This is a genomic window from Duganella margarita (assembly GCF_009857535.1).
Classification (GTDB): domain Bacteria; phylum Pseudomonadota; class Gammaproteobacteria; order Burkholderiales; family Burkholderiaceae_D; genus Rugamonas; species Rugamonas margarita.
On record NZ_WWCS01000008.1, the window covers coordinates 30,121 to 54,191 of the forward strand.

General features: G+C 65.2%; 16 protein-coding genes and 1 riboswitch. Of the genes, 13 read left to right on the plus strand and 3 right to left on the minus strand.

What is annotated here, in order from left to right; all coding sequences use genetic code 11:
* Window positions 1–136: 136 nt before the first annotated feature.
* Window positions 137–8,890: a GH36-type glycosyl hydrolase domain-containing protein gene (locus tag GTP55_RS13945; protein ID WP_229257929.1), complete on the plus strand. Its 8,754-nt coding sequence runs from the start codon at window positions 137–139 to the stop codon at window positions 8,888–8,890.
* Here GTP55_RS13945 and GTP55_RS13950 read toward each other — a convergent pair.
* A complete protein-coding gene (locus tag GTP55_RS13950; RefSeq protein WP_161045533.1) occupies window positions 8,861–9,436 on the minus strand; it encodes a TMEM165/GDT1 family protein in 576 nt (191 codons plus the stop codon). The genes GTP55_RS13945 and GTP55_RS13950 overlap by 30 nt on opposite strands.
* A 17-nt stretch (window positions 9,437–9,453) precedes the next feature.
* A riboswitch (yybP-ykoY riboswitch) is annotated at window positions 9,454–9,636 on the minus strand.
* Between the two features lie 74 nt (window positions 9,637–9,710).
* Between GTP55_RS13950 and GTP55_RS13955 the strand changes: the two genes are divergently transcribed.
* The 3 genes from GTP55_RS13955 to panD all read left to right on the plus strand — a co-directional run bounded on the left by GTP55_RS13955 (window position 9,711) and on the right by panD (window position 13,631).
* Entirely contained in the window at window positions 9,711–11,561 is a 1,851-nt protein-coding gene (locus GTP55_RS13955) for a M1 family metallopeptidase (protein WP_161045534.1), read from the plus strand.
* A complete protein-coding gene (locus GTP55_RS13960) occupies window positions 11,558–13,174 on the plus strand; it encodes a serine hydrolase (protein WP_161045535.1) in 1,617 nt (538 codons plus the stop codon). Before GTP55_RS13955 ends, GTP55_RS13960 begins: the two co-directional genes overlap by 4 nt.
* Window positions 13,175–13,271: 97 nt before the next feature.
* On the plus strand, window positions 13,272–13,631 hold the full coding sequence (gene panD / locus GTP55_RS13965; RefSeq protein ID WP_110846333.1) for an aspartate 1-decarboxylase: 360 nt from the start codon (window positions 13,272–13,274) through the stop codon (window positions 13,629–13,631).
* A gap of 45 nt (window positions 13,632–13,676) precedes the next feature.
* Here the strand turns inward: panD and GTP55_RS13970 are convergent, their stop codons facing one another.
* On the minus strand, window positions 13,677–14,297 hold the full coding sequence (locus GTP55_RS13970) for a Crp/Fnr family transcriptional regulator (RefSeq protein ID WP_229257930.1): 621 nt from the start codon (window positions 14,295–14,297) through the stop codon (window positions 13,677–13,679).
* Between the two features lie 242 nt (window positions 14,298–14,539).
* Between GTP55_RS13970 and GTP55_RS13975 the strand changes: the two genes are divergently transcribed.
* A complete protein-coding gene (locus GTP55_RS13975) occupies window positions 14,540–16,141 on the plus strand; it encodes a methyl-accepting chemotaxis protein (RefSeq protein ID WP_161045536.1) in 1,602 nt (533 codons plus the stop codon).
* Here the strand turns inward: GTP55_RS13975 and aqpZ are convergent.
* Window positions 16,138–16,830: an aquaporin Z gene (aqpZ, locus tag GTP55_RS13980; RefSeq protein WP_161045537.1), complete on the minus strand. Its 693-nt coding sequence runs from the start codon at window positions 16,828–16,830 to the stop codon at window positions 16,138–16,140. The two genes, GTP55_RS13975 and aqpZ, sit on opposite strands and share 4 nt — an antisense overlap.
* Before the next feature lie 190 nt (window positions 16,831–17,020).
* Here aqpZ and GTP55_RS13985 point away from each other — a divergent pair, with 190 nt between their 5' ends.
* Genes GTP55_RS13985 through GTP55_RS14020 form a run of 8 tightly spaced genes read left to right on the plus strand, consistent with a single transcriptional unit; the run spans window position 17,021 to window position 24,066 of the window.
* Window positions 17,021–18,184, plus strand: a complete 1,164-nt coding sequence (locus GTP55_RS13985; RefSeq protein WP_371868350.1) for a methyl-accepting chemotaxis protein — start codon at window positions 17,021–17,023, stop codon at window positions 18,182–18,184.
* Between the two features lie 13 nt (window positions 18,185–18,197).
* Entirely contained in the window at window positions 18,198–18,566 is a 369-nt protein-coding gene (locus GTP55_RS13990) for a response regulator (RefSeq protein ID WP_161045539.1), read from the plus strand.
* 29 nt (window positions 18,567–18,595) lie between these two features.
* Entirely contained in the window at window positions 18,596–18,892 is a 297-nt protein-coding gene (locus GTP55_RS13995) for an STAS domain-containing protein (protein WP_161045540.1), read from the plus strand.
* Window positions 18,893–18,901: 9 nt separating this feature from the next.
* The gene (locus GTP55_RS14000) at window positions 18,902–21,073 is read left to right on the plus strand and encodes a chemotaxis protein CheA (protein ID WP_161045541.1); all 2,172 of its coding nucleotides are present in this window, start codon (window positions 18,902–18,904) and stop codon (window positions 21,071–21,073) included.
* 12 nt (window positions 21,074–21,085) lie between these two features.
* Window positions 21,086–21,643, plus strand: coding sequence for a chemotaxis protein CheW (locus tag GTP55_RS14005; protein WP_161045542.1), 558 nt, complete (start codon window positions 21,086–21,088; stop codon window positions 21,641–21,643).
* A 13-nt stretch (window positions 21,644–21,656) separates the two neighbouring features.
* Complete coding sequence (locus GTP55_RS14010; RefSeq protein WP_202423707.1) at window positions 21,657–22,466, plus strand: CheR family methyltransferase; 810 nt, start codon at window positions 21,657–21,659, stop codon at window positions 22,464–22,466.
* Window positions 22,463–22,984 carry a chemotaxis protein CheD gene (locus GTP55_RS14015; RefSeq protein ID WP_161045543.1) on the plus strand — a complete coding sequence of 174 codons (522 nt, stop codon included), beginning with the start codon at window positions 22,463–22,465 and terminating at the stop codon, window positions 22,982–22,984. Before GTP55_RS14010 ends, GTP55_RS14015 begins: the two co-directional genes overlap by 4 nt.
* The gene (locus GTP55_RS14020) at window positions 22,981–24,066 is read left to right on the plus strand and encodes a protein-glutamate methylesterase/protein-glutamine glutaminase (RefSeq protein WP_161045544.1); all 1,086 of its coding nucleotides are present in this window, start codon (window positions 22,981–22,983) and stop codon (window positions 24,064–24,066) included. Before GTP55_RS14015 ends, GTP55_RS14020 begins: the two co-directional genes overlap by 4 nt.
* Window positions 24,067–24,071: the final 5 nt, after the last annotated feature.

Genomic DNA, 24,071 nt, shown 5'->3' on the forward strand with positions numbered 1-24,071 from the left:
TCCTCTGCAGGGCCGCGCAAGCGGCCCTTTTTTTTTGCTCACCCTGTTATGTTCGTCACCGTACAGTCCCCTTCCGTGCGCCACCGTACGATTGCATGGCCCATAATTTTCCATTCGCCGCGTCGAAGCGAGGTCCATGTTGAACAAGTCCAATCCTATCCTGCCCGAGATGACCCTGGGTTTCCGAGAATCACAGTCCGGCTCCCTGGTGTCCGAAGACGATGACGAAGACCTGCCGCTGCGCGCGGAACTCTTCAGCGCCGCCCAAATGGCAGCGCACGGCAAAACGCTGGCCCAGCATCATGAGCTGAGCAAGCGCGGCGGCCGCGACCGCCTGCTGTCGCGCCTGACGGAAAACGCCGCCGTCATCGATTCCACCTGCGATGAACTGACCGCCGCCATCAAGGCCGGGCGCCAGATCACGCCGGCGTCGGAATGGCTGCTGGACAATTTCTACCTGATCGAAGAACAGATCCGCATCGCCCGCCGCCACTTGCCGAAGGACTACAGCAAGGAATTGCCGCGCCTGGGCAAGGGCGCGCCGGATGGCTGCCCGCGCGTCTACAAGATCGCGCTGGAAATCATTTCGCACGGCGACGGCCGCGTCGATCCGGAGTCGCTGTGCCGCTTCGTTGACGCCTACCAGGAAGTCGCCACCCTCAAGCTGGGCGAATTGTGGGCGATCCCGATCATGCTGCGCCTGGCGCTGATCGAGAACCTGCGCCGCGTGGCCGCGCGGGTGGCCGACAACCGCGCCCAGCGCGACCTGGCCAACACCTGGGCCGACCAGATGACCGAGATCGCCGACAAGAATCCGAGCGGCCTGATTCTGATGGTGGCCGACATGGCCCGTTCCAATCCGCCGATCACCAGCGCCTTCGTGGCCGAACTGGCGCGCCGCCTGCAAGGACAGAGCCCGGCGCTGACCCTGGCGCTGACCTGGATCACGCACCGCCTGGCCGAAACCGGACAGACCATCGAACAGCAGATCCAGGCCGAGATCCAGCAGCAGGCGGCCGAGCAGGTCTCGATCGCCAACAGCATCGGCAGCCTGCGCTTCCTCGGCACCATGGACTGGCAGGAGTTTGTCGAGACCATGAGCAAGGTCGAACAAACGCTGCGCCAGGACCCGGCCGACATCTACGGCAAAATGGAATTCGCCACGCGCGACCAGTATCGCCATGCGATTGAAAAAATCGCCAAGCGCTCGCGCTTCTCGGAAGAAGAAGTGGCGCAGCAGGCCCTGGCGCTGGCAATGGCGCATCACGGCGCCGGCGATTCGCGCCACGGCCACGTGGGCTTCTACCTGATCGGCGGCGGCCTGGCCGCGCTGGAAAAACAAACGCAGATGCGCCGCCCGTGGGCCGAGGCGATGCAGCAGACCTCCAGCGCCTCGCCGCTGACCTCCTACCTCGGCGCCATCGCCGCCATCTCGCTGGTGTCCACCGCACTGCTGCTGGAACGCGCGTCGTTCTACGGCGTGCATGGCTTCGTGCTGTTCGCGCTGGGCGTGCTGGCGCTGCTGGGCAGCAGCCACCTGGCATTGAGCCTGGTGAACTGGGTCGCCACGCTGGTCACCCATCCGCGGCCGTTGCCGCGCATGGACTTCAAGGACGGCATTCCGGCCGACGCGCGCGCCATCGTGGTGGTGCCGACGCTGGTCTACAGCAAGGAGAACATCGACGATCTGTTCGAACAGATGGAAGTGCGCTTCCTCGCCAACCGCGATCCCAACCTGATGTTTTGCCTGCTGACCGACTTCGCCGACGCCCGCGCCGAGAAGATGCCCAACGACGATGCGCTGACCGAGCAGCTCAAGCGCTGCACCGCGCACCTGAATCACAAGTACGCCAGCGGTGCGCCGCACGCGCCGTTCCTGCTGCTGCATCGCCCGCGCATGTGGAATCCGCAGGAAGGCGTGTGGATGGGCTATGAGCGCAAGCGCGGCAAGCTGGAAGACCTGAACCGCTTCCTGCGCGGCGGCGCGCGCGACAAGTTCTCGCTGGTGGTGGGCGACACCTCGGAGCTGGAAAGCATCCGCTACGTCATCACGCTGGACACCGACACCCAGCTGCCGCGCGACGCGGCCAAGGAATTCATCGCCACCATGCAGCATCCGCTGAACCGTCCGCGCGTCGATCCGCAGCGCGGCCGCGTGACCGAGGGCTACGGCATCCTGCAACCGCGGGTGGCGGTGGCGCTGCCGAGCGAGAATGCCTCGCGCTACGAAAAACTGTGCGGCGGCGAGCCGGGCATCGATCCCTACACCCGCACCGTGTCGGACGTGTACCAGGACGTGTTCTTCGAAGGCTCCTTCATCGGCAAGGGCATCTACGATATCGACGTGTTCGAGCAAGTGCTGGGCGGCCGCCTGCCGGAAAACAAAATCCTCAGCCACGATCTGCTGGAAGGCTGCTACGTGCGCGCCGGCCTGCTGAGCGACGCGCAGCTGTACGAAGCCTATCCGGCCCAATACAGCGACGACGTCAGCCGCCGCCAGCGCTGGATCCGCGGCGACTGGCAACTGATCGGCTGGCTGGCCGGCCGCGTGCCGGGCCATAACGGCAAGCGCGAACGCAATCCGCTGTCGCTGCTGTCGCGCTGGAAGCTGTTCGATAACCTGCGCCGCAGCCTGACCGCGCCGGCGCTGGTGCTGTCGCTGATCACCGCGTGGCGCTGGTTGCCCGATCCATGGATGTGGACCTGCGCCGTGCTGACCGTGATCTTCCTGCCGCCGCTGGTCAGCGTGGTGTATGACTTGTGCCGCCGTCCGCGCGATACGTTGTGGAGCCAGCATCTGCGCGCCTCGTTGCGGCGCAGCGGCATGCAGTTCTCGCATGCGATCCTGATGCTGGCGTTCCTGCCGTACGAAGCCTACTTCAGCGTCGATGCGATCCTGCGCAGCCTGTGGCGTTCTTTCGTCTCGCACCGCAAGCTGCTGGAATGGCGCGCGTCGACCCTGGCGCGCCAGGCCGATGGCACCGTCAGCACCTGGCGCACCATGTGGTTCGCGCCGGTGCTGGCGCTGTTCGTCGGCGGCGCGCTGCTCGGATGGCATCCATCCAGCCTGCCGGCCGCTTCGCTGTTCCTGCTGGCGTGGCTGGTGGCGCCGGCCATCGCCGACTGGATCAGCCGTCCGATCGAGCGCCAGGCCGCCCAGCTGTCGACCGAACAGACGCTGTTCCTCAACAAGCTGGCGCGCCGTACCTGGGCCTATTTCGAGCGCTTCGTCGGCCAGGAAGACAACTGGCTGCCGCCGGATAATATGCAGGAGCATCCGGTGCAGGTGATTGCGCACCGCACCTCGCCGACCAATATCGGCATGGCGCTGCTGGCCAACCTGACCGCCACCGATTTCGGCTACATCACCGTCAGCCAGCTGATGGCGCGCACCGCCAATACGCTGGACAGCATGGACCAGCTGGAGCGTCACCAGGGCCACTTCTACAACTGGTACGACACGCTGACCCTCAAGCCGCTGCATCCGATGTACGTTTCGACGGTGGACAGCGGCAACTTGGCCGGCCACCTGCTGACCATGGCGCCGGGCCTGACCGGCCTGTATGACCAACCGGTGCTTGGCAAGCAAATCGTCGACGGCATCGTCACCACCGCGCGCGTGCTGCAGGAGACGCTGGCCGACACCGGCGCTGCTGCTGCCGCCGCCACCTCCGCCGTGGCCGCCGACGCAATCGACAAGCTGCTGGCCGCGCTGGCGCCGGCGCCGGACGCCGGCAACCTGCAGGAGCTGTATGGCTGGCTGACGCGGGTGAACGCCGCAGCGGAAGAATTCCAGCCGCACGCCGTCACCCACAGCGAAGCCGCCGCCCTGTGGGCCGACTCCCTGGTGCAGCAATGCCGCGCCGCGCTGGCCGAACTGGCCGCGCTGACGCCGTGGGCCGCGCTGTCGCCGGACGCCATCTTCGACACCAGCATGACGCGCATGCCGACCTTGCGCGAGCTGGCGGCGCTGGCGCGCGCCACCGCTGCCATCGCCGTCAACGACCTGGCGCCGGACGAACGCGACCGCCAGCAACGCCTGGCCGAATTGTTCGAGCAGGGCAGCACCACCGCGCATGAACGCATGCGCGCGCTGGCCGACCTGGCGCAGCGTTGCGGCGCTTTCGCCCAGATGGAATATGGCTTCCTGTTCAACCCGACCACCAATCTGCTGGCGATCGGCTACAACGTCAGCGACCGCCGCCTGGACGCCAGCTACTACGATCTGCTGGCGTCGGAAGTGCGCCTGGCCAGCTTTGTCGCCATCGCCCAGGGCCAGCTGCCGCAGGAGCACTGGTTCGCGCTCGGCCGCCAGCTGTGCATCGTCGCCGGCAAGCCGGTGCTGCTGTCGTGGAGCGGCTCGATGTTCGAGTACCTGATGCCGCTGCTGGTGATGCCGAACTATCCAAGCACGCTGCTGGACCAGACCTACAATTCCGTGATCGACGCGCAGATCGACTACGGCAAGCAGCGCAACGTGCCGTGGGGGATTTCCGAATCCGGCTACAACACGGTCGACGCCAGCCTGAATTACCAGTACCGCGCCTTCGGCGTGCCGGGCTTGGGCCTGAAGCGCGGCCTGGCCGACGATCTGGTGATCGCGCCGTACGCCAGCATGATGGGCCTGATGGTGCAGCCGGAAGCCTCGTGCGCCAACCTGCAGAAGATGGCGGAGCTGGGCTACATGGGCCGCTACGGTTTCTACGAAGCGATCGACTACACGGCGTCGCGCCTGCCGCGCGGCCAGAGCGCGGCGGTGATCCGCTCGTTCATGGTCCACCACCAGGGCATGGGCTTCCTGTCGCTCAGCTACCTGCTGCACGACCGGCCGATGCAGCGCCGTTTCGAATCGGACCCGCTGCTGCAATCGACGCTGCTGGTGCTGCAGGAACGCAGCCCGCAGGTTGGCGCCTTCTACTCCAACACCACCGAGATGGCGGCCATCCGCAGCACCGCGCCGGAACAGTCGATGCCGATGCGCGTGCTGACGCAGCATTCGACGCCGGTGCCGGAAACCCAGCTGCTGTCCAACGGCCGCTATCACGTCATGGTCACCAACTCCGGCGGCAGCTACAGCCGCTGGAAAGACCTGTCGGTAACGCGCTGGCGCGAAGACAGCACGCGCGACAACTGGGGCAACTTCTGCTACGTGCGCGATGTGGAGGACGGCGAGTTCTGGTCCACCACCTATCAGCCGACGCTGGTCGAGCCGCGCAAGCATGAAGTGATCTTCTCCGAAGGCCGCGCCGAGTTCCGCCGCTCCGACCGGCACATCGACCTGTACACGGAAATCGTGGTGTCGCCGGAAGACGATATCGAATTGCGCCGCACCCGCATCACCAACAAGTCGGACCGCGTGCGCACCATCGAGGTGACCAGCTACGCCGAAGTGGTGATGGCGCCGGCCGCCGCCGACAACGCCCACCCGGCCTTCAGCAAGCTGTTTGTGCAGACCGAAATCCTGGCGCAGCAGAAAGCCATCCTGTGCACGCGCCGTCCGCGCGGCGCCAATGAAGTCATGCCATGGATGATGCATTCGATGATGGTGCATGACGCGCCGGTGGTCAACGTCTCGTACGAAACCGACCGCTCGCGCTTCATCGGCCGCGGCAACACCATGGCCGCGCCGAGCGCGATGCTGAACCAGGGGCCGCTGAGCGGCGGCGAAGGCTCGGTGCTGGACCCGGTGGTGGCGATCCGCTACACCATCACGCTCAAGCCGGACCAGTTTGCGACGGTGGACATCGTCACCGGCATGACCGAGCAGCGCGACGCGGCGCTGCACCTGATTGACAAATACCAGGACCGCCATCTGGCCGACCGCGTGTTCGAACTGGCGTGGACCCACAGCCAGGTGGTGCTGCGCCAGCTGAATGCCAGCGAAGCGGACGGCCAGCTGTACGGCCGCCTGGCCAACTCGGTGATCTACCCGAACGCCGGCCTGCGCGCCGAAGCCGCAACGCTGATCAGGAACCAGCGCGGCCAGTCCGGCCTGTGGGCGTACGCAATTTCCGGCGACCTGCCGATCGTGCTGATGCAGATCAAAGACCCGTCCAACATCGAACTGGCGCGCCAGATGGTGCAGGCGCACGCCTACTGGCGCCTGAAAGGGCTGGTGGTGGACCTGGTGATCTGGTACGAAGACCAATCCGGCTACCGCCAGGCGCTGCACGACCAGATCATGGGCCTGATCGCGTCCGGCATCGACGCCCAGGCGATCGACCGGCCGGGCGGCATCTTCGTGCGCCTGATGGACCAGATCCCGAACGAGGACCGGGTGCTGATGCAGTCGGTGGCGCGCGTCATCATCAGCGATTCGCGCGGCTCGCTGGCCGAGCAGATCAAGCGGCCGACGCCGCCGACGCTGCGCATGCCGCCGCTGCTGGCGGACAACCGCGGCGAATATGCCGATGCCGGCCCGGTCACCCATCCGGCGCGCGGGCTGATACTGGAAAACGGCACCGGCGGCTTTACGCCGGACGGCCGCGAATACGTGATCACCACCAGCGACGCCCAGCGCACGCCGGCGCCGTGGTCCAACGTGCTGGCCAATCCGCAGTTCGGCACCGTGATTTCGGAAAGCGGCCAGGCCTACACCTGGCACGAGAACGCGCACGAATACCGCATCACCCCATGGGACAACGATCCGGTCAGCGACAGCAGCGGCGAAGCGTTCTACCTGCGCGACGAGCAGAGCGGCCAGTTCTGGTCGCCGACGGCGCTGCCGGCGCGCGGCAATGGCGACTACATCACGCGCCACGGCTTCGGCTACAGCGTGTTTGAACACATCGAGGCGGGTATCTACACCGAGATGACCACCTTCGTCGCGGTCGACGCGCCGATCAAGTACACCGTGCTCAAAGTGCGCAACGACTCACTGGTGCAGCGCCGCCTGTCGGCATTCGGCTATGTGGAATGGGTGCTGGGCGATATGCGCTCCAAATCGGGCATGCACATCGTCACCGAGGCCGACCCGGTCAGCGGCGCGCTGTTCGCCAAGAATCCGTACAACACGGAGTTCAGCGGCCGCGTGGCGTTCTTCAATTGCGACGCCACGCTGCGCAGCATCACCGCCGACCGCACCGAGTTCATGGGCCGCAACGGCACGCTGGCCGCACCGGCCGCGCTGCGCCGCACACGCCTGTCCGGCAAGATCGGCGCCGGGCTGGATGCCTGCGCCGCCATCCAGGCGCCGTTCGATCTGCTGCCCGGCCAGGAGCGCGAAATCGTCTTCGTGCTGGGCGTGGCCGGCCGCCGCAACGCCGACGCCAGCAGCCTGGTACAGAAACACCGCAGTGCCGAGGCGGCGCACGAAGCGCTGCGCGCGGTCCATGCGCACTGGGAGAAAACGCTGGGCGCCGTGCGCATCGAAACGCCGGAGCCGGAGCTGGACGTCATCGCCAACGGCTGGCTGATGTACCAGACCATCGCGTGCCGCATCTGGGCCCGCAGTGGCTACTACCAGTCGGGCGGCGCGTTCGGCTTCCGCGACCAGCTGCAGGATGCGATGGCCACCATTCATACCCAGCCGCAGCTGCTGCGCGACCAGCTGATGCTGTGCGCCGCCCACCAGTTCCTGGAAGGCGATGTGCAGCACTGGTGGCACCCGCCGTCGGACCGCGGCGTGCGCACGCACTGCTCGGACGATTACCTGTGGCTGCCGCTGGGCGCGTGGCGGTACGTCTCCAGCACCGGCGACATGAGCATCCTCGATGAAATGGCGCCTTACCTGGAAGGCCGCGCGGTCAAGCCGGAAGAGGATTCGTACTACGACATGCCGGCCCGTTCCAGCGAGCAGGGCACGCTGTACGATCACTGCCAGCGCGCCATCCGCAACGGCCTGCGTTTCGGCGTGAATGGCCTGCCGCTGATCGGCTCCTGCGACTGGAATGACGGCATGGACAAGGTGGGCGAACATGGCAAGGGGGAGAGCGTGTGGCTGGCCTTCTTCCTGTGCGAAGTGCTGAAGCGCTTCGCCGAAGTGGCCGACATGCGCGACGACACGGCGTTCGCCGCCGAGTGCCGCGAGCAGGCGCGCCGCATCGCCGCCAACGTCGAGCAGAACGCGTGGGACGGCGAATGGTATCGCCGCGCCTACTTCGACGACGGCACGCCGCTGGGTTCGCACACCAACGAGGAATGCCAGATCGATTCGATTTCGCAAAGCTGGGGCGTGCTGTCCGGCTCCGCCGATCCGGTGCGGGTGCGCGGCGCGATGGAGCAGGTCAACCAGCGCCTGGTACGCCGCGATTCGGGCATCATCCAGTTGCTCGATCCGCCGTTCGACAAGGCCGGGCCGAATCCGGGCTACATCCGCGGCTACGTGCCGGGCGTGCGCGAGAACGGCGGCCAGTACACCCACGCCGCGATCTGGACCGCGATGGCCTTCGCGCGCCTGGGCGACACCGAGCGCGCCTGGGAACTGGCGCGCATGATCAACCCGGTCATGCACGGCCGCACGCCGGAAGACACCGCGATCTACAAGGTGGAACCGTATGTGGTAACGGCCGACGTGTATGCCGTGGCGCCCCATGTGGGACGCGGCGGCTGGAGCTGGTACACCGGTTCGTCCGGCTGGATGTATCGGCTGATCCTGGAGTCGCTGCTGGGCCTCACGCGCACGGCGAACCATCTGAAGCTGGAACCGCGCATGCCGGAGAACTGGACCACGTTCACGCTGACGTATCGCTACGCCAGCGCCACCTACGAGATCCGCGTCAACAAAGGCGCGACCTCGGCGCCGGTGATGTCGGTGGATGGCGTGCCGCAGCCCGACGGTCTGATCGCGTTGCAGGACAGCGGCCGCACCCACCGCGTGGAGCTGCTGGTGCCGGCGGGGTCGCCGCCGGTCGCTGCGCTGTTAAACGCCGAGGGAGGCGCCGGCGCCTAGCAGCGTGGCCACGCCCAGCACTGCGAAGATCACGGCAGCAATGCCGTGCACCAGCTTGAGCGAGACCTTGTTGGCGATCCTGTCGCCAAAGTAGACCGCAGGGACGTTGGCCAGCATCATGCCCAGCGTGGTGCCGCATACCACGGCGATCATGCTGTGGTAGCGGGCCGCCAGCGCCACGGTGGCCACCTGCGTCTTGTCGCCCATTTCGGCCAGGAAGAAGGCGATCAGCGTGGTGAGGAACACGCCGTATTTCGCCAGCTTGGCGTCTTCCTCATCCAGCTTGTCGGGCACCAGCGTCCATGCGGCCATCGCGAGGAAGGACGCGCCCAGCACCCAGCGCAGCAACTCCGGTCCCAGCATGCTGGTGATCCAGGTGCCGATGGCGGCGGCGAAGGCGTGGTTGGCGATGGTGGCGACAAAGATCGCGGCGACGATAGGCAAGGGGCGGCGGAACCTGGCGGCGAGGACAAAGGCGAGGAGCTGGGTTTTATCGCCGATTTCTGCAAGGGCGACAATGCCGGTAGAGACGAAGAATGCTTCCATGATGAGTAAGGTACGCGGGCCGGAACGGTTAACCAATGATCCAGGCGCGGCTCCGGCCCATCACGGCCGCCCCAGGATCATGGTCTCGCCAAGCCGGTGCGATTTGCACGGCCACCTGCGCCACGGTCTGCGGACCGATTATGTTGACACAGGTTCTTGCACCGGGCGGCGCAAGCCGACTACTCCCCACTAACGGCGCGGATTTTAACACATGGCAGAAACATGCCTATGGTATTCTGCTTCGCGCTGAAGATAACATTGAAAGTATCGCCACATGATCAAGAAGACCATTTCCGCGCTCGTGCTGACCGCATGCATGTCGCTCGCCGTCCACGTAGCCCATGCCGATCCGCTGAGCTACGCCCGCTACGACCAGGTGCGCACTACCGATCTGCATCTGGACCTGAAAGCGGATTTCAGCCACAAGATCCTGTCCGGCTATGCCGAACTGTCGCTCAACTGGATCGACAAGTCGGCCCGCACGCTGGTGCTGGATACCAATGAACTCAATATCGCCAAGGTGCAGGTGCTGGCCGCCGATGGCCGCTGGACCGCCGCTTCCTTCATGCTCGACAAGCTGGATGTGGAGAAGGGCCGCGCGCTGCGCATCGCCCTGCCGTTCCAGCCGCAGAAAGTGCGCATCTACTACCGCACCGCGCCGTCGGCCACCGCGCTGCAATGGCTGACGCCCGAGCAGACCATGTCGGGCAAGCGTCCGTTCATGTTCAGCCAGTCGGAAGAAATCAATGCCCGTTCGTGGGCGCCGGTGCAGGACACGCCGGCGGTGCGCTTCACCTACAGCGCCCGCATCGAAGCGCCGTCCGGCATGCGTGTGGTGATGAGCGCCGAAAACGACCAGAAGGCCACCGGTGCCGGCGGCTGGAAGTTCAAGATGACGCAGCCGATTCCGTCCTACCTGCTGGCCATCGCCATCGGCGAGATCGACGTGCGCAACGTCGGTCCGCGTTCGGCGGTGTACGCCGAGCCGCAACGCATCGAGGCCGCCGCCAGCGAAATGGCCGACACCGAAAAAATGATCGCCGCCGCCGAAGGCCTGTATGGCCCGTACCGGTGGGAGCGGTACGACATGATCGTGCTGCCGCCATCGTTCCCGATCGGCGGCATGGAAAATCCGCGCCTGACCTTCGTCACGCCGACCATGATCGCCGGCGACAAGAGCCTGGTCGACCTGATCGCGCATGAACTGGCGCACTCGTGGTCCGGCAACCTGGTGACCAACGCCTCGTGGAAGCACTTCTGGCTCAACGAAGGCTTCACCACCTACGTCACCACCCGCATCGTGGAAAAACTGTACGGCGAAGAAGTGGCGGAGATGAACCTGCAGGTGGAGCAGGAGGAAGCGCTGGCGTCGCTGGCGAAAATCCCTGCCGCCAAGCAGGCGCTGGTCACGCGTGATGCGGACACCAGCGCCGCCACCTACACCGACAGCAACCTGGTGTACCCGAAAGGCGCGTGGCTGCTGCGCACCCTGGAGCAGCGCGCCGGCCGCGAGGTATTCGATCCGTTTCTGCGCGGCTGGTTCGACCAGCATGCCTTCCAGTCGGCGACCACCGACGAATTTGTCGCTTACCTGAAAAAGAACCTGCTGGACGCGCATCCGGAAATCATGTCGCAATCCGAACTGGATGAGTGGCTGTACGGTCCCGGCATTCCGGCCAGCGCCAAGCGCGCCGCCTCGCCACGCCTGGCCGATCTGGATACCCAGCGCGCCGCCTGGCTCAAAGGCGAATTCCCGACCGCCGACCTGCCGGCCAAAAACTGGATCGCGCTGGAGTGGATGCACTTCCTGAACGATATCGACGGCAAGGCCACGGCGGCGCAGATGCAGGAGCTGGACCAGACCTTCGGCCTGGGCAAGACCGGCAACAACGAAATCGCTTATCGCTTCTTCCTGGCGTCGGTGCATGCCGGTTACAACGTGCGCGAGCCGCTGAGCAAATTCCTGATGAGCGTGGGCCGCCAGAAGTTTGTGGTGCCGCTGTACACGGCGCTGATGAAAAATCCGAACGAGAAGGACTGGGCCAAGGGCCTTTACGCCAAGGCGCGTTCGCACTACCATCCGGTGACCCAGGCTTCCGTCGACAAGGCATTTAAAAAACAATGAAGATGAATCGCAAATTTGCCGCCGCCGCGTGCGCGCTGGCGGTGTGGGGCACGCTGGCTGGCGCGCCTGTGATGACGGCGCAGGCGGCCGACGCGACCCCGATCCCGGCTGTGCGTCCGGCGCTGGCCGATGACGTGCGCCGCGCGCTGCAGACCTTCGAGGTGCCGGGCATGGCGGTCGCCATCGTCAGCCATGGCGAAGTGCTTTGGGCCCGGGGCTTCGGCGTGCGCAAGCTGGGCGAGCCGACGCCGGTGGACGGCAAGACGCTGTTCGAGGTGGCGTCCAATTCCAAGGCCTTCACCGCCGCCACGCTGGCGATGCTGGTCGATGAGGGCAAGATCGCCTGGAACGATCCGGTCACCAAGCATCTGCCGGGCTTCCAGATGTATGACTCCTACGTCACCGGCCAGATGACGGTGCGCGACCTGCTGACGCACCGCAGCGGCCTGGGTCTGGGCGCCGGCGACCTGCTGTGGTGGCCGAGCACCCAGTTCAGCACCGATGAAATCATCGACCGGCTGCGCTACGTCAAGCCGGCCACCAGCTTCCGCGCCAGCTACGCCTATGACAACCTGCTGTACATCGTGGCCGGCAAGATCATCGCCGCCAAGACCGGCAAGCCGTGGGGCGAGGCGGTGCAGGAACGCATCCTGACGCCGCTGGGCATGAGCGACACCAAAACCAGCGTGGCCGACATGCTGGCCAGCAGCGACTACTCGGCGCCGCACAGCAAGATCCATGACAAGATCGCGGTGGTGAAGCCGATGCCGGTGCCGAATGCGGTCGGCGCGGTGGGCATCAACACCAGCGCCGAAGACATCGCGCGCTGGATGAACCTCCTGCTCAAGCAGGGCAAGACGCCGGATGGCAAGCAGCTGATCAGCGCCAAACAGGTCGCCGAGCTGTGGAGCGAGCAGACGCCGATGCCGATCAAGGAGCCGAAGCCGCCGCTGGCCGCCACCAAACCCAACTTCCTGTCGTATGGCCTGGGCTTCCAGCTGCGCGATTACAAGGGGCACAAAATCGCCATGCACGGCGGCGCGCTGCAAGGCTTTTATTCGACGGTGCTGATGGTGCCGGACCAGGAGCTGGGCATCGCCATCCTGACCAATGCGGAAAACAGCCCGGCCATGGCCTCGCTGTACTACACGATCCTGGACGCGTTCCTGGACGTGCCGCAGAAGACCGACTGGATCGGGCTGTACGCCGCGCAGGAAGCGGCCATGCATAAAGAGGAACTGGAACGGCAGGGCAAGGAGAGCAAGGCACGCGTGGCCAGCTCCAAACCTTCGCTGCCGCTGGCGTCCTACGACGGCGAATATGAAGACGCGTGGTACGGCAAGGCCAGCATCCGCGCGGAAGGCGGCAAGCGCATCATGCGTTTCGAGCGCACGCCGGACCTGAGCGGGGAACTGGAGCACTTCCAGCACGATACCTTCATCGTGCGCTGGAAGGAGCGCAACTTCAACGCCGACGCCTACGTGACGTTTGCGCTCAATCCGGACGGCAGCATCGAGCGCATGAAAATGGCGCCGATTTCCACCGAAACCGACTTCAGCTACGACTTCCGCGACCTGACATTCACACCGGTGAAGGCGACCTCGACCAAGTAATGCTGGGCGGCAAATGGTACAATGCCGCCCTCGCGTCACTGCCCCCGCCTGGACAGGATGCCAAGTTTGAACGATTACTATCGAGGGAAAGAATTCTATGCAACGTATTATGCTGCGCTCCAAGCTGCACCGCGTGACGGTGACCCAGGCCGACCTGAACTACGAAGGTTCCTGCGGTATCGACGTCGACCTGCTGGAAGCCGCCGATATCAAAGTCAACGAGCAGATCGAGCTGTACAACGTGAACAACGGTGAGCGCTTCGCCACCTACGCCATTCCCGGCAAGCGCGGCAGCGGCGAGATTTCGCTGAACGGCGCCGCCGCCCGCAAGGCGCAGCTGGGCGACCTGCTGATCATCTGCACCTACGGCCCGATGACCGACCAGGAAATCGAAACCCACGTGCCGAAGCTGGTGTTTGTGGATGAAAACAACAAAATCAAAAGCATCAAGAAATAAATAAAGCCAGCAAATCAAAAGGCGCTCCGTGGAGCGCCTTTTTTATTACCGCTTGCTGCCGTCCAGCCGCAGCAACTGCGACATGTACTGTGGCGTAATGCCCAGGAACGACGCCACCACCTTCTGCGAAATGCGCTGCTCCAGCCCCGGATACTCGCGCCGGAAGGCATTGAGCCGGCCCTGCGCCGGCGAGGCGTTCAGGTACAGCCGCCGGCTCTGGTCGATGATGCTGCGCTGGGCCGCGCCCAGGTAGTAGTCGCGCAGGTCGCTGTTGCGTTTATACAGCGCGATGATTTCCGACCAGTCCAGCCGATAGCCGTGAATGGCCGTCTCGGCCACCACAAAATTCAAGGCCGGTTCCGCTTCACGCGAACGCAACAGGTCGTCATGGGCGCCAACCGACTCGCCGTCGGTCTGGAAATGCTGGGTGACTTCGTTGCCGGCCTCGGTAATGAAGCCGGTGCGCGTGACGCCGCTGTGCAGCCAGTGCACATACTGCGCCGGCGTGCCGATGCGTTGCAGGTATTCGCCCTTGCGCATGCTGAAAGGGACAGCCAGCGGCGCCAGCTGGCGCGAGGCTTCATCGTACAGTTCTGGGGTGACGCCGTAGCGGCGTGCCACGACTTCGCGGTATTTAGCGCGGTGTTCTAGGAATGCGTTGCTCATCTCAGTTGTTTGGGAGTGGCGGTGAAGAACTGCCGACAAGGTTGTCAAGAAAACCAACGATGTAAACGGCTGTACAAGGTAATCGCAAAGTGTAAACCTTTTCCCAGTCCGTGACACAAGATTTGTTGCAAATTAGAATGCAAATTAAAATTTATTTCAAACTTCAAGCAGTTGAAGAAGTTGCCCAGTGATATGCTTTTTGGCGTTACCATCAAAGAACAATTCAAAACTAGGGGACCGGCATGAAAATATCTGATCTCAGCATCGGCAGGCGGATGGCGTTGGGTTTTGCCGTCATTCTTGCCATCCTCATCCTCAACACGGCGTTGGGCATTTACCGCCTGCAGGGCGTGGCCGCCGCCACCCGCGAGATGATGGCGCAGCCGCTGGCCAAGGAACGGCTGATCTCCGACTGGTATCGCAATGTGTTCGCCGGCATCCGCCGCACCACCGCCATCGCCAAGAGCGCCGACCCCTCGCTGGCCACCTTCTTTGCCGACGAAGCCAAAAGCGCCACCGTCTTTTCGCAGGGGCTGATCAAGCAGATCGAGGCCCTGTCCAACGACGATGACCGCAAGCTGATGGCGGAATTGGGCGCCACCCGCAAGATTTACCTGGAGTCGCGCGACGGGCTGATGAAGGCCAAGGCGTCCGGCGACGCCGCCGAAGCGACCCGCCTGCTGGAGCAGGTATATCTGCCGGCCTGCAAAGTGTATGAGAGCATGTTGCAGCGCATCCTGGAGCACCAGCGCAAGGAGATCGACGCCGCCGCCGTGCGCATCGAGCAGGTCTCGAGCGATAGCCGCAACCTGCTGGTGCTGCTGGCGGTGCTGGTGGTGGCGTTTGGCGTGGCGTTTGCCTGGTGGCTGACCAGCGGCATCACGCGGCCGATCAATCAAGCGGTGGCGCTGGCCGAGTCGGTGGCCGAGGGCGACCTGGTCGACCATCGCCAGGGCGCGCACCACGACTACAGCAAGGATGAAACGGGCAAGCTGCTGCACGCGCTGCAGCGCATGTCGGCCAGTCTGGTGCGCATCGTCAGCGAGGTGCGCAACGGGACGGATACGATCACCACGGCGTCGTCGGAAATCGCCGCCGGCAACCTGGACCTGTCGTCGCGCACCGAGGAGCAGGCCAGCTCGCTGGAGGAAACCGCGTCGTCGATGGAAGAGCTGACCAGCACCGTCAAGCAGAACGCCGAGAACGCGCGCCAGGCCAACCAGCTGGCCGCCAGCGCGGCCGAGGTGGCGCAGCGCGGCGGTTCGCAGGTGTCGGATGTGGTGCAGACCATGGCCTCCATCGACCAGTCGTCGAAGAAAATTGTCGACATCATCGGCGTCATCGACGGCATCGCCTTCCAGACCAACATCCTGGCCTTGAACGCGGCGGTGGAAGCGGCGCGCGCCGGCGAGCAGGGCCGCGGCTTTGCGGTGGTCGCCTCCGAGGTGCGCAACCTGGCGCAGCGCTCGGCTGCCGCCGCCAAGGAGATCAAGACGCTGATCGACGACTCGGTCGGCAAGGTGGAAACCGGCACGCGCCTGGTGGGCCAGGCCGGCAGTACGATGGAGGAGGTGGTCAGCAGCATCCAGCGCGTGACCGCCATCATGGCCGAGATCAGCAACGCCAGCGTCGAGCAGACCCACGGTATCGAACAGATCAACGTCGCCATCTCGCAGATGGACCATGTGACGCAGCAGAACGCCGCGCTGGTGGAGCAGGCCGCAGCGGCGGCCGGCGCCATGCAGGAACAGGCCGCGCAGCTGGCCGACGCCGTCAGCATCTTCAAGCTCGACGATGCCAACGCGCCGCGCCGTGCGGCGCCGCCCCGCAAGCTGCTGGCTTAAGCCGGATCGGCCTTGCCGATGGCGCGGTAGATCAGCGCGCCGAGCAGCGCGCCGGCGATGGGCGCCAGCCAGAACAGCCACAGCTGGCTGACCGCCCAGTCGCCCACGTACAGGGCGACGGCGGTGCTGCGCGCCGGGTTGACCGAGGTGTTGGTGACCGGGATCGAGATCAGGTGGATCAGCGTCAGCGCGAAGCCGATCGGCAGCGGCGCGAACCCTTTCGGCGCGCGGGCGTCGGTGGCGCCCAGGATCACCAGCAGGAACATCATGGTCATCACCACTTCCGACACCAGCGCCGCGCTCAGCGAGTAGCCGCCCGGCGAGTGCGCGCCGTAGCCATTGGCGGCGAAGCCGGCGCTGACGTCAAAGCCGGCCTTGCCGCTGGCGATCAGGTACAGCACGCCGCCAGCCAGCAGCCCGCCCAGCACCTGCGCCACGACGTAGGGCAGCAGCTGCGCGGCCGGGAAGCGGCCACCGGCCCACAGGCCGATCGATACCGCCGGGTTGAAGTGGCCGCCCGATATGTGGCCGACGGCGAACGCCATGGTCAGCACCGTCAGGCCGAAGGCCAGCGCCACGCCCAGCAGGCCGATGCCGACGCCGGGAAAGGTGGCCGCCAGCACGGCGCTGCCGCAACCGCCCAGCACCAGCCAGAACGTGCCGAAAAATTCCGCTCCATACTGCTTCATGTTAACTCCAGGAATTAAGAATTTAATAAGATTGGCAATGTACTAGCTCCGGCCGAAAATGTCGAGGAGCAATGGCGGCTTGATGCGGCTGCGCAACGTGGGCGGTGGCGTGGCCCGGGTTTCTGCGCTACAGTGGGACACCGGAGGCGTGCTGCGAGTGTGCCCCGCGACTACGGCGAGGTGGCGTCCAGTGAAGAGCGATACCGGGTTGAACCGCAAGATTCTCGTGCCCATGGGGCTGGCCGCCGCCGGAGCGGTCGGCACCGTCGTGGCAGGCTGGAGCACCTGGGGCTGGCCCACGCTGATCTGGGCCGCGCTGTTGTTGGGGGCCGCCGTGTGGCTCACGCGCGACAGCGGATTCGGCGCCGGCGCCGCCAGCGGCGACCCCCCGATGATCGACGACTATCTTGCAAGTCGCGAACGCTTCGGCGACGCGGTGTTGCCGGTGTGGTGCCGGCATATTGAAAACTCCCGCACGCAGATGGAAGAAGCGGTGTCCGACCTGGCGTCGCGCTTCTCCAGCATCGTCGACAAACTGGACAACGCGCTGCACGTTTCCGGCGCCGGCAACCAGGGCGGCAGCGCGATGACCGAGGTGTTTGCGCACAGCGAAACCCGGCTCGGCTCGGTGGTGACGTCGATGAAATCGGCGATGGCCTCCAAGCACGCCATGCTCGGGCAAATCAAGGATCTGGAACGCTTCACGCGCGAACTGCGCGGCATGGCCGAGGGGGTGGCCAGCATCGCCGCGCAAACCAATCTGCTGGCGCTGAACGCGGCCATCGAAGCGGCGCGCGCCGGCCCGGCAGGCGCCGGCTTCGCGGTGGTGGCCACCGAGGTGCGCATGCTGTCGATGCGCTCGGCCGAAACCGGCAAGGAAATCACCAACCGCGTGGGACTGATCAGCAGCGCCATCCTGGCCGCCAGCCAGGCCGCCGAACAATCCAGCGAGGCGGAAGACAAATCGATGCAGTCGGCCGAAGGCATGATCGAGGCGGTGCTCAACGAATTCCGCCAGATGACGGATGCACTGGTGCAGTCGTCCGAGCTGCTCAAGCAGGAGAGCGTCGGCATCCAGGGTGAAGTGGGCCAGGCGCTGGTGCAGCTGCAGTTCCAGGACCGGGTCAGCCAGGTGATGTCGCACGTGCGCGAGAACATGGAGCGCCTGCCGCTGCTGCTGCGCGAGCACCGCGCCGCCTACGAAGCCAGCGGCGTGCTGGACGCGCTCGATCCGGACCTGCTGCTGCACGAACTGCAAAAGACCTACGCAATGGCGGAAGAACACGCGGTGCACGGCGGCGCCAGACTGGCGGCGCCGGCGGCAGCGGCCGCCGATGAAATCACTTTTTTCTGAGGATAGATGAGACATGGCAAAAACCATTATGGTGGTCGATGATTCAGCTTCACTGCGGCAGGTGGTGGGCATTGCGCTGAAGGGCGCGGGATACGAAGTGATCGAGGGCCGCGACGGCGTCGATGCGCTGGCCAAATGCACCGGGCAGAAAATCCATCTGGTGGTGTGCGACGTCAACATGCCGAATATGGACGGCATCACCTTCGTCAAGCAGTTCAAGCAGCTGCCCAACTATAAATTCACGCCGGTGATCATGCTGACCACCGAGTCGCAGGAGAGCAAGAAGGAAGAAGGCAAGGCCGCCGGTGCCAGGGCGTGGGTGGTCAAGCCGTTCAAACCGGAAGTGCTGCTGGGCGCCGTGGCCAAGCTGGTACTGCCATAATCGATTGAGCTAACTGGACGGAGGCTGCGATGGCGGACGACGTTACCCGGATGTCCCTGGACGGCGAACTGACGATCTACCGCGCCGCCGATCTGAAAGTCAGCGTGCTGGAAGCGCTGCGCCAGACGCGCGTGCTGGAAATCGATTTGTCCGGCGTGATCGAGCTCGATACCGCCGGCCTGCAGGTGCTGATGCTGGCCAAGCAGACCGCGACGGCGGAGCAGCGCGAACTGCGGCTGCTGCAGCATAGCCCTGCGGTGGTGGAAATTATTGAAATGCTGGACCTGGTCGCCTTCTTCGGCGACGCCGTGCTGATACACGCTTGAGGGGACGCCATGAACCTGGACGACGCGCTACAGACCTTTATCGCCGAAAGCCGCGAGCTGCTGGAGGAGATGGAGAACGCACTGCTGAATGTGGACCTGGCCGGCGACCAGGACGAAGCGATCAACGCCATCTTCCGCGCCGCGCACACCATCAAGGGCTCGGCGGGGCTGTTCAGCCTCGATCATATTGTCGCCTTCACGCACGTGGTGGAAAGCCTGCTGGACAAGGTGCGCGACGGCAGCGTGACGCTCAACGACGAGATGGTGGTGCTGCTGCTGTCCTGCTGCGACTACCTGTCCGGCATGATCAACGGCCTGGCCGCCGGCCAGCATGAGCAGAACCCCGACACCGCGCCGGAAGGCGAGATGCTGCAACAGCAGCTGCGCCGCCACATGGACGGCGAAGCGACGGCATCGTCGGCGGCAGTGGCGGCCCATCTGACGGTGAGCGCGGAGCCCAGCGTCGAGCGCATCGACAGCGAGCGCGGCGACAGCGACTACTGGCACATCTCGCTGCGTTTCGGCCGCGTGGTGCTGCAAAACGGCATGGACCCGATCGCCTTCCTGCGCTACCTGGGCAAGCTGGGACGCATCGTCGGCATCGCCACCATCCCGGATGCGCTGCCCGCCGCCGACGAGATGGATGCGGAGCTGTGCTACCTGGGTTTCGAGATCGCCTTCGACAGCACGGCCGACCGCGAAGCCATCGCCGGCGTATTCGAGTTCGTGCAGGACGATTGCGAGATCCGCATCATCCCGCCTAACAGCAAGGTGTCGGAATACGTCAACCTGATCCGCTCCTTGCCGGAGCGCGCCGCGCGGCTGGGCGAGATCCTGGTCCGCTGCGGCAGCGTCACCGCGCACGAGCTGGAAGAGGCGCTGCACCAGCAATCCGGCAAGCCGGATGACGCGCCGGCGCAGCAGCTGGGCAGCATCCTGGTCGGCGCCGGCAATGTGCCGCCGGTGGTGGTGGAAGCCGCGCTGGCCAAGCAAAAGCAGGTCAGCGAACAGAAGGCACAGGAAAGCCGGTCGATCCGCGTCGACTCGGACAAGCTGGATCGGCTGATCGACCTGGTGGGCGAACTGATCATCGCCGGCGCGCGCGCCAACCTGATAGGCCAGCGCATACAAAACACGGAACTGCTGGAGTGCACCTCCACGATGACCGGCCTGGTGGAGGACGTGCGCGACGCCGCGCTGGAACTGCGCATGGTGAAGATCGGCGCCACCTTCAACCGCTTCCAGCGCGTGGTGCACGACGTGGCGCGGGAACTGGGCAAGGACATCGGCCTGATGGTCGACGGCGAGGATTCGGAGCTGGACAAGACCGTGGTGGAAAAAATCGGCGATCCGCTGATGCACCTGGTGCGCAACGCCATGGACCACGGCATCGAACCGGCCGAGGTGCGCGTGGCGGCCGGCAAGCCGGCCAAGGGCATGATCAAGCTGAATGCCTTCCACGAATCGGGCAGCATCGTGATTGAGGTCAGCGACGACGGCGGCGGCCTGCGCAAGGAGAAGATCCTGGCCAAGGCCATCGAGCGCGGACTGGTGGACCCGGAGCGCAAGCTGACCGACAGCGAAATCTACAACCTGATTTTTGAAGCCGGCTTCTCGACGGCGGAGAAGATCACCAACCTGTCCGGGCGTGGCGTCGGCATGGACGTGGTCAAGCGCAATATCCAGGCGCTGCGCGGCAGCGTGGACGTGGGCAGCAAGGAAGGGCAGGGCACCACGGTGACGGTGCGCCTGCCGCTGACGCTGGCCATCATCGACGGCTTCCTGGTGCAGGTGGGATCGTCGGTATTCGTCATCCCGCTGGACATGATCGAAGAGTGCATCGAGTACGCCACCGAACCGGGGCAGGACTACACCAACCTGCGCGGCCAGGTGCTGCCGCTGGTGCGCCTGCGCCAGGTGTTCCGCATCGACGGCGCGGCCACGCGGCGCGAGAGCATTGTGGTGCTCAAGTTCGGCAACCAGCGCGCCGGGCTGGTGGTCGACACGCTGCTGGGCGAATTCCAGACCGTGATCAAACCATTGAGCCCGCTGTTCAGCGAAGTCAAATGCATCAGCGGCTCCACCATCCTGGGCAGCGGCGAGGTGGCCCTGATACTGGACGTGGCGGCCCTGATGCATGTCGTCGGCGCCAAGGGCGCCGTGGCGGCGCTGGCCGCATAGGAGAACCATCAGATGAGCACTGCAACCGAATCTTCCCGTTCCAGCGTTGCCAGTTACGGCGGCAGCGCCATCGCCGCGCTGCAAACCGAGCCCGCGCTGCCAAGCCAGTTCCTCACCTTCATGCTGGGCGACGAGCAGTATGCGGTCGGCATCCTGCACATCAAGGAGATCATCGAATACGGCAGCCTGGCGACGGTGCCGATGATGCCGGACTGCGTGCGCGGCGTGATCAACCTGCGCGGCGCGGTGGTGCCGGTGATGGATCTGTCGGCGCGCTTCGGCCGCGCGCCCAGCGTGATCGGCAAGCGTAGCTGCATCGTCATCGTCGAGGCGGGCGGCGAGGAAAAGCAGGTGCTGGGCATGCTGGTGGACGCCGTCAACGCCGTGGTGGAAATCGCCGCCACCGATATCGAGCCGGCGCCGTCGTTCGGCACGCGCATCCGGCCCGACTTCATCGCCGGCATGGGTAAACACAGCGGCCGCTTTGTGATCCTGCTCGACATCGAGCGCGTGCTGTCGGGCGAAGAGATCGTTGACCTGGCGCGCAGCACCGCTGCCGCCCAGGCGTAAAGCGCGGTGCATCATGACCGTGGCGACGATCACCGAGCGCGAGTTTCTGCAATTCCAGCGCTTTATCTTCGACGCCGCAGGAATCACCATGTCCGACGGTAAGCAGGCGCTGGTCAGCGGCCGCCTGGCCAAGCGGCTGGCGCATTACCAGCTCGCCAGTTACAGCGATTATCTGCGCCTGCTGGAGAGCCGCGCGCAGCCGGCCGAATTGCAGGTGGCGGTGGACCTGCTGACCACCAACGAGACCTACTTCTTCCGCGAGCCCAAGCACTTTGCGCTGCTGCGCGACGTGGCGCAGGAGGCGCGCGACAAGGGCCGCGCGCTGCGCGTGTGGAGCGCGGCCAGCTCCAGCGGCGAGGAGCCGTACAGCATCGCCATGGTGCTGGCCGACGTGATGGGCGTGGACGGCGCATGGGAGGTGCTGGGCACCGACATCAGCACCCGTGTGTTGCAGCGCGCCCGCAGCGGCCACTATCCGATGGAGCGGGCGTCGCAGATGCCGCAGCACTACCTGAAGCGCTTCTGTCTCAAGGGCCAGGGCTCGGAGGAAGGCACGATGCTGATCGAACGTCCCTTGCGGCAGCGGGTGCAGTTCCAGCATCTGAACCTGAACGCGCCGCTGCCGCGCCTTGGCACGTTTGACGTGATCTTCCTGCGCAATGTGATGATCTACTTTAGCCTGGAGACCAAACGCCAGGTGGTGGCGCGCTTGCTGGCGCAACTGCGGCCGGGCGGCTACTTCCTGATCGGCCACTCGGAAACACTGAACGATATCAACGACACCTTGACCGCAGTCGCACCGTCGATTTATCGCAAGCCATGAACGACGCCAAGTTGATCGATATCTTCCTGATGCCGGGCGATTACTTCGTCGGCAACGGGCAGTATCGGGTGCGCACTTTGCTGGGGTCGTGCGTGTCGATCACGCTGTGGCATCCGGCGCTGCGCATCGGCGCCATGTCGCACTTCCTGCTGCCGGGCCACGGGCGGCGCAAGAGCGATCGGCCAGACGACAAGCCGGGCATGTACGGCGCCGACGCCATGCAGTTGCTGGTGGACGGCATGGCGCAGCAGGGCGTGCCGCTGATTCAGTGCCAGGGCAAGATCTTCGGCGGCGGCGCGATGTTCCCGCGCAGCGCCAAGGTCAAGGATATCGGCATGCAGAACGGCGACTACGCGCGCAGCATGCTGCAGCAGCATGGCATCCAAGTGGTGTCCGAAAGCCTGTTCGGCGAAGGACATCGTCAACTCATCTTCACCATCCGTAACGGCGAGGTGCTGAGCCGCCAGGTTCCGCCGGAACCGGGATGGGGCAACGCAGGAGCAAGGATTCAGGCATGAGTGAAATCAAGGTCATGATCGTCGACGATTCCGCCGTGGTGCGGCAGGTGCTGAGCGGCCTGCTGAACGCGGCGCCCGGCATCACCGTCACCCATGCGGTGGCCAATCCGTTGTTGGCGATCGAGCGCATGAAGGTGCAGTGGCCGGACGTGATCGTGCTGGACGTGGAAATGCCCAAGATGGACGGCATCACCTTCCTGCGCAAGCTGATGACCGAACATCCGACGCCGGTGGTGATCTGCTCGACGCTGACGGAGAAAGGCGCGCAGACCTCGGTGGAGGCGCTGACCGCCGGCGCGGTGGCGATCATCACCAAGCCGCGCCTGGACCTGAAGCAGTTCCTGCATGACAGCGCCGACGAACTGGTGTCCGCCGTGCGCGCCGCCGCCGGTGCGCATGTGGGCAAGCTGGCGGCGCGCGCTTTGGCCTCGCCGCCACCGCCGCCGGTCACCGTCAAGCTGAATGCGGACGCCATTCTGCCGCCTACCGATGCGCGGCCGATGACGGCGACCACGGAACGGGTGGTGGCCATCGGCACCTCCACCGGCGGCACGCAGGCGCTGGAAGAGGTGCTGACGGCGCTGCCGCGCGTCGCGCCCGGCATCGTGGTGGTGCAGCACATGCCGGAGAAGTTCACGGCGGCGTTTGCGGCGCGGCTCGACAGCGTGTGCGAAGTGCGCGTGAAGGAGGCCGAGAACAACGACCGCGTGCTGCAAGGGCAGGTGCTGATTGCGCCGGGAGGCAAGCATATGCTGTTGCGGCGTACCGGCGCGCAGTATTTCGTGGAAGTGGTGGATGGCCCGCTGGTCAATCGCCACCGGCCATCGGTGGATGTGCTGTTCCGCTCCGCCGCGCGCGCTGCCGGCGCCAATGCGCTGGGCGTGATCATGACCGGCATGGGCGACGACGGCGCGGCCGGCATGCTGGAGATGCTCAAGGCAGGCGCGCGCACGGTGGCGCAGGATGAGGCGAGCTGCGTGGTCTATGGCATGCCGAAGGAAGCGGTGAAGCGCGGCGGCGTCGAGAAGTCGGTGCCGCTCAACGCCATCTACCGCGAAATCCTGCAACAGCTTCAATATTGAACATG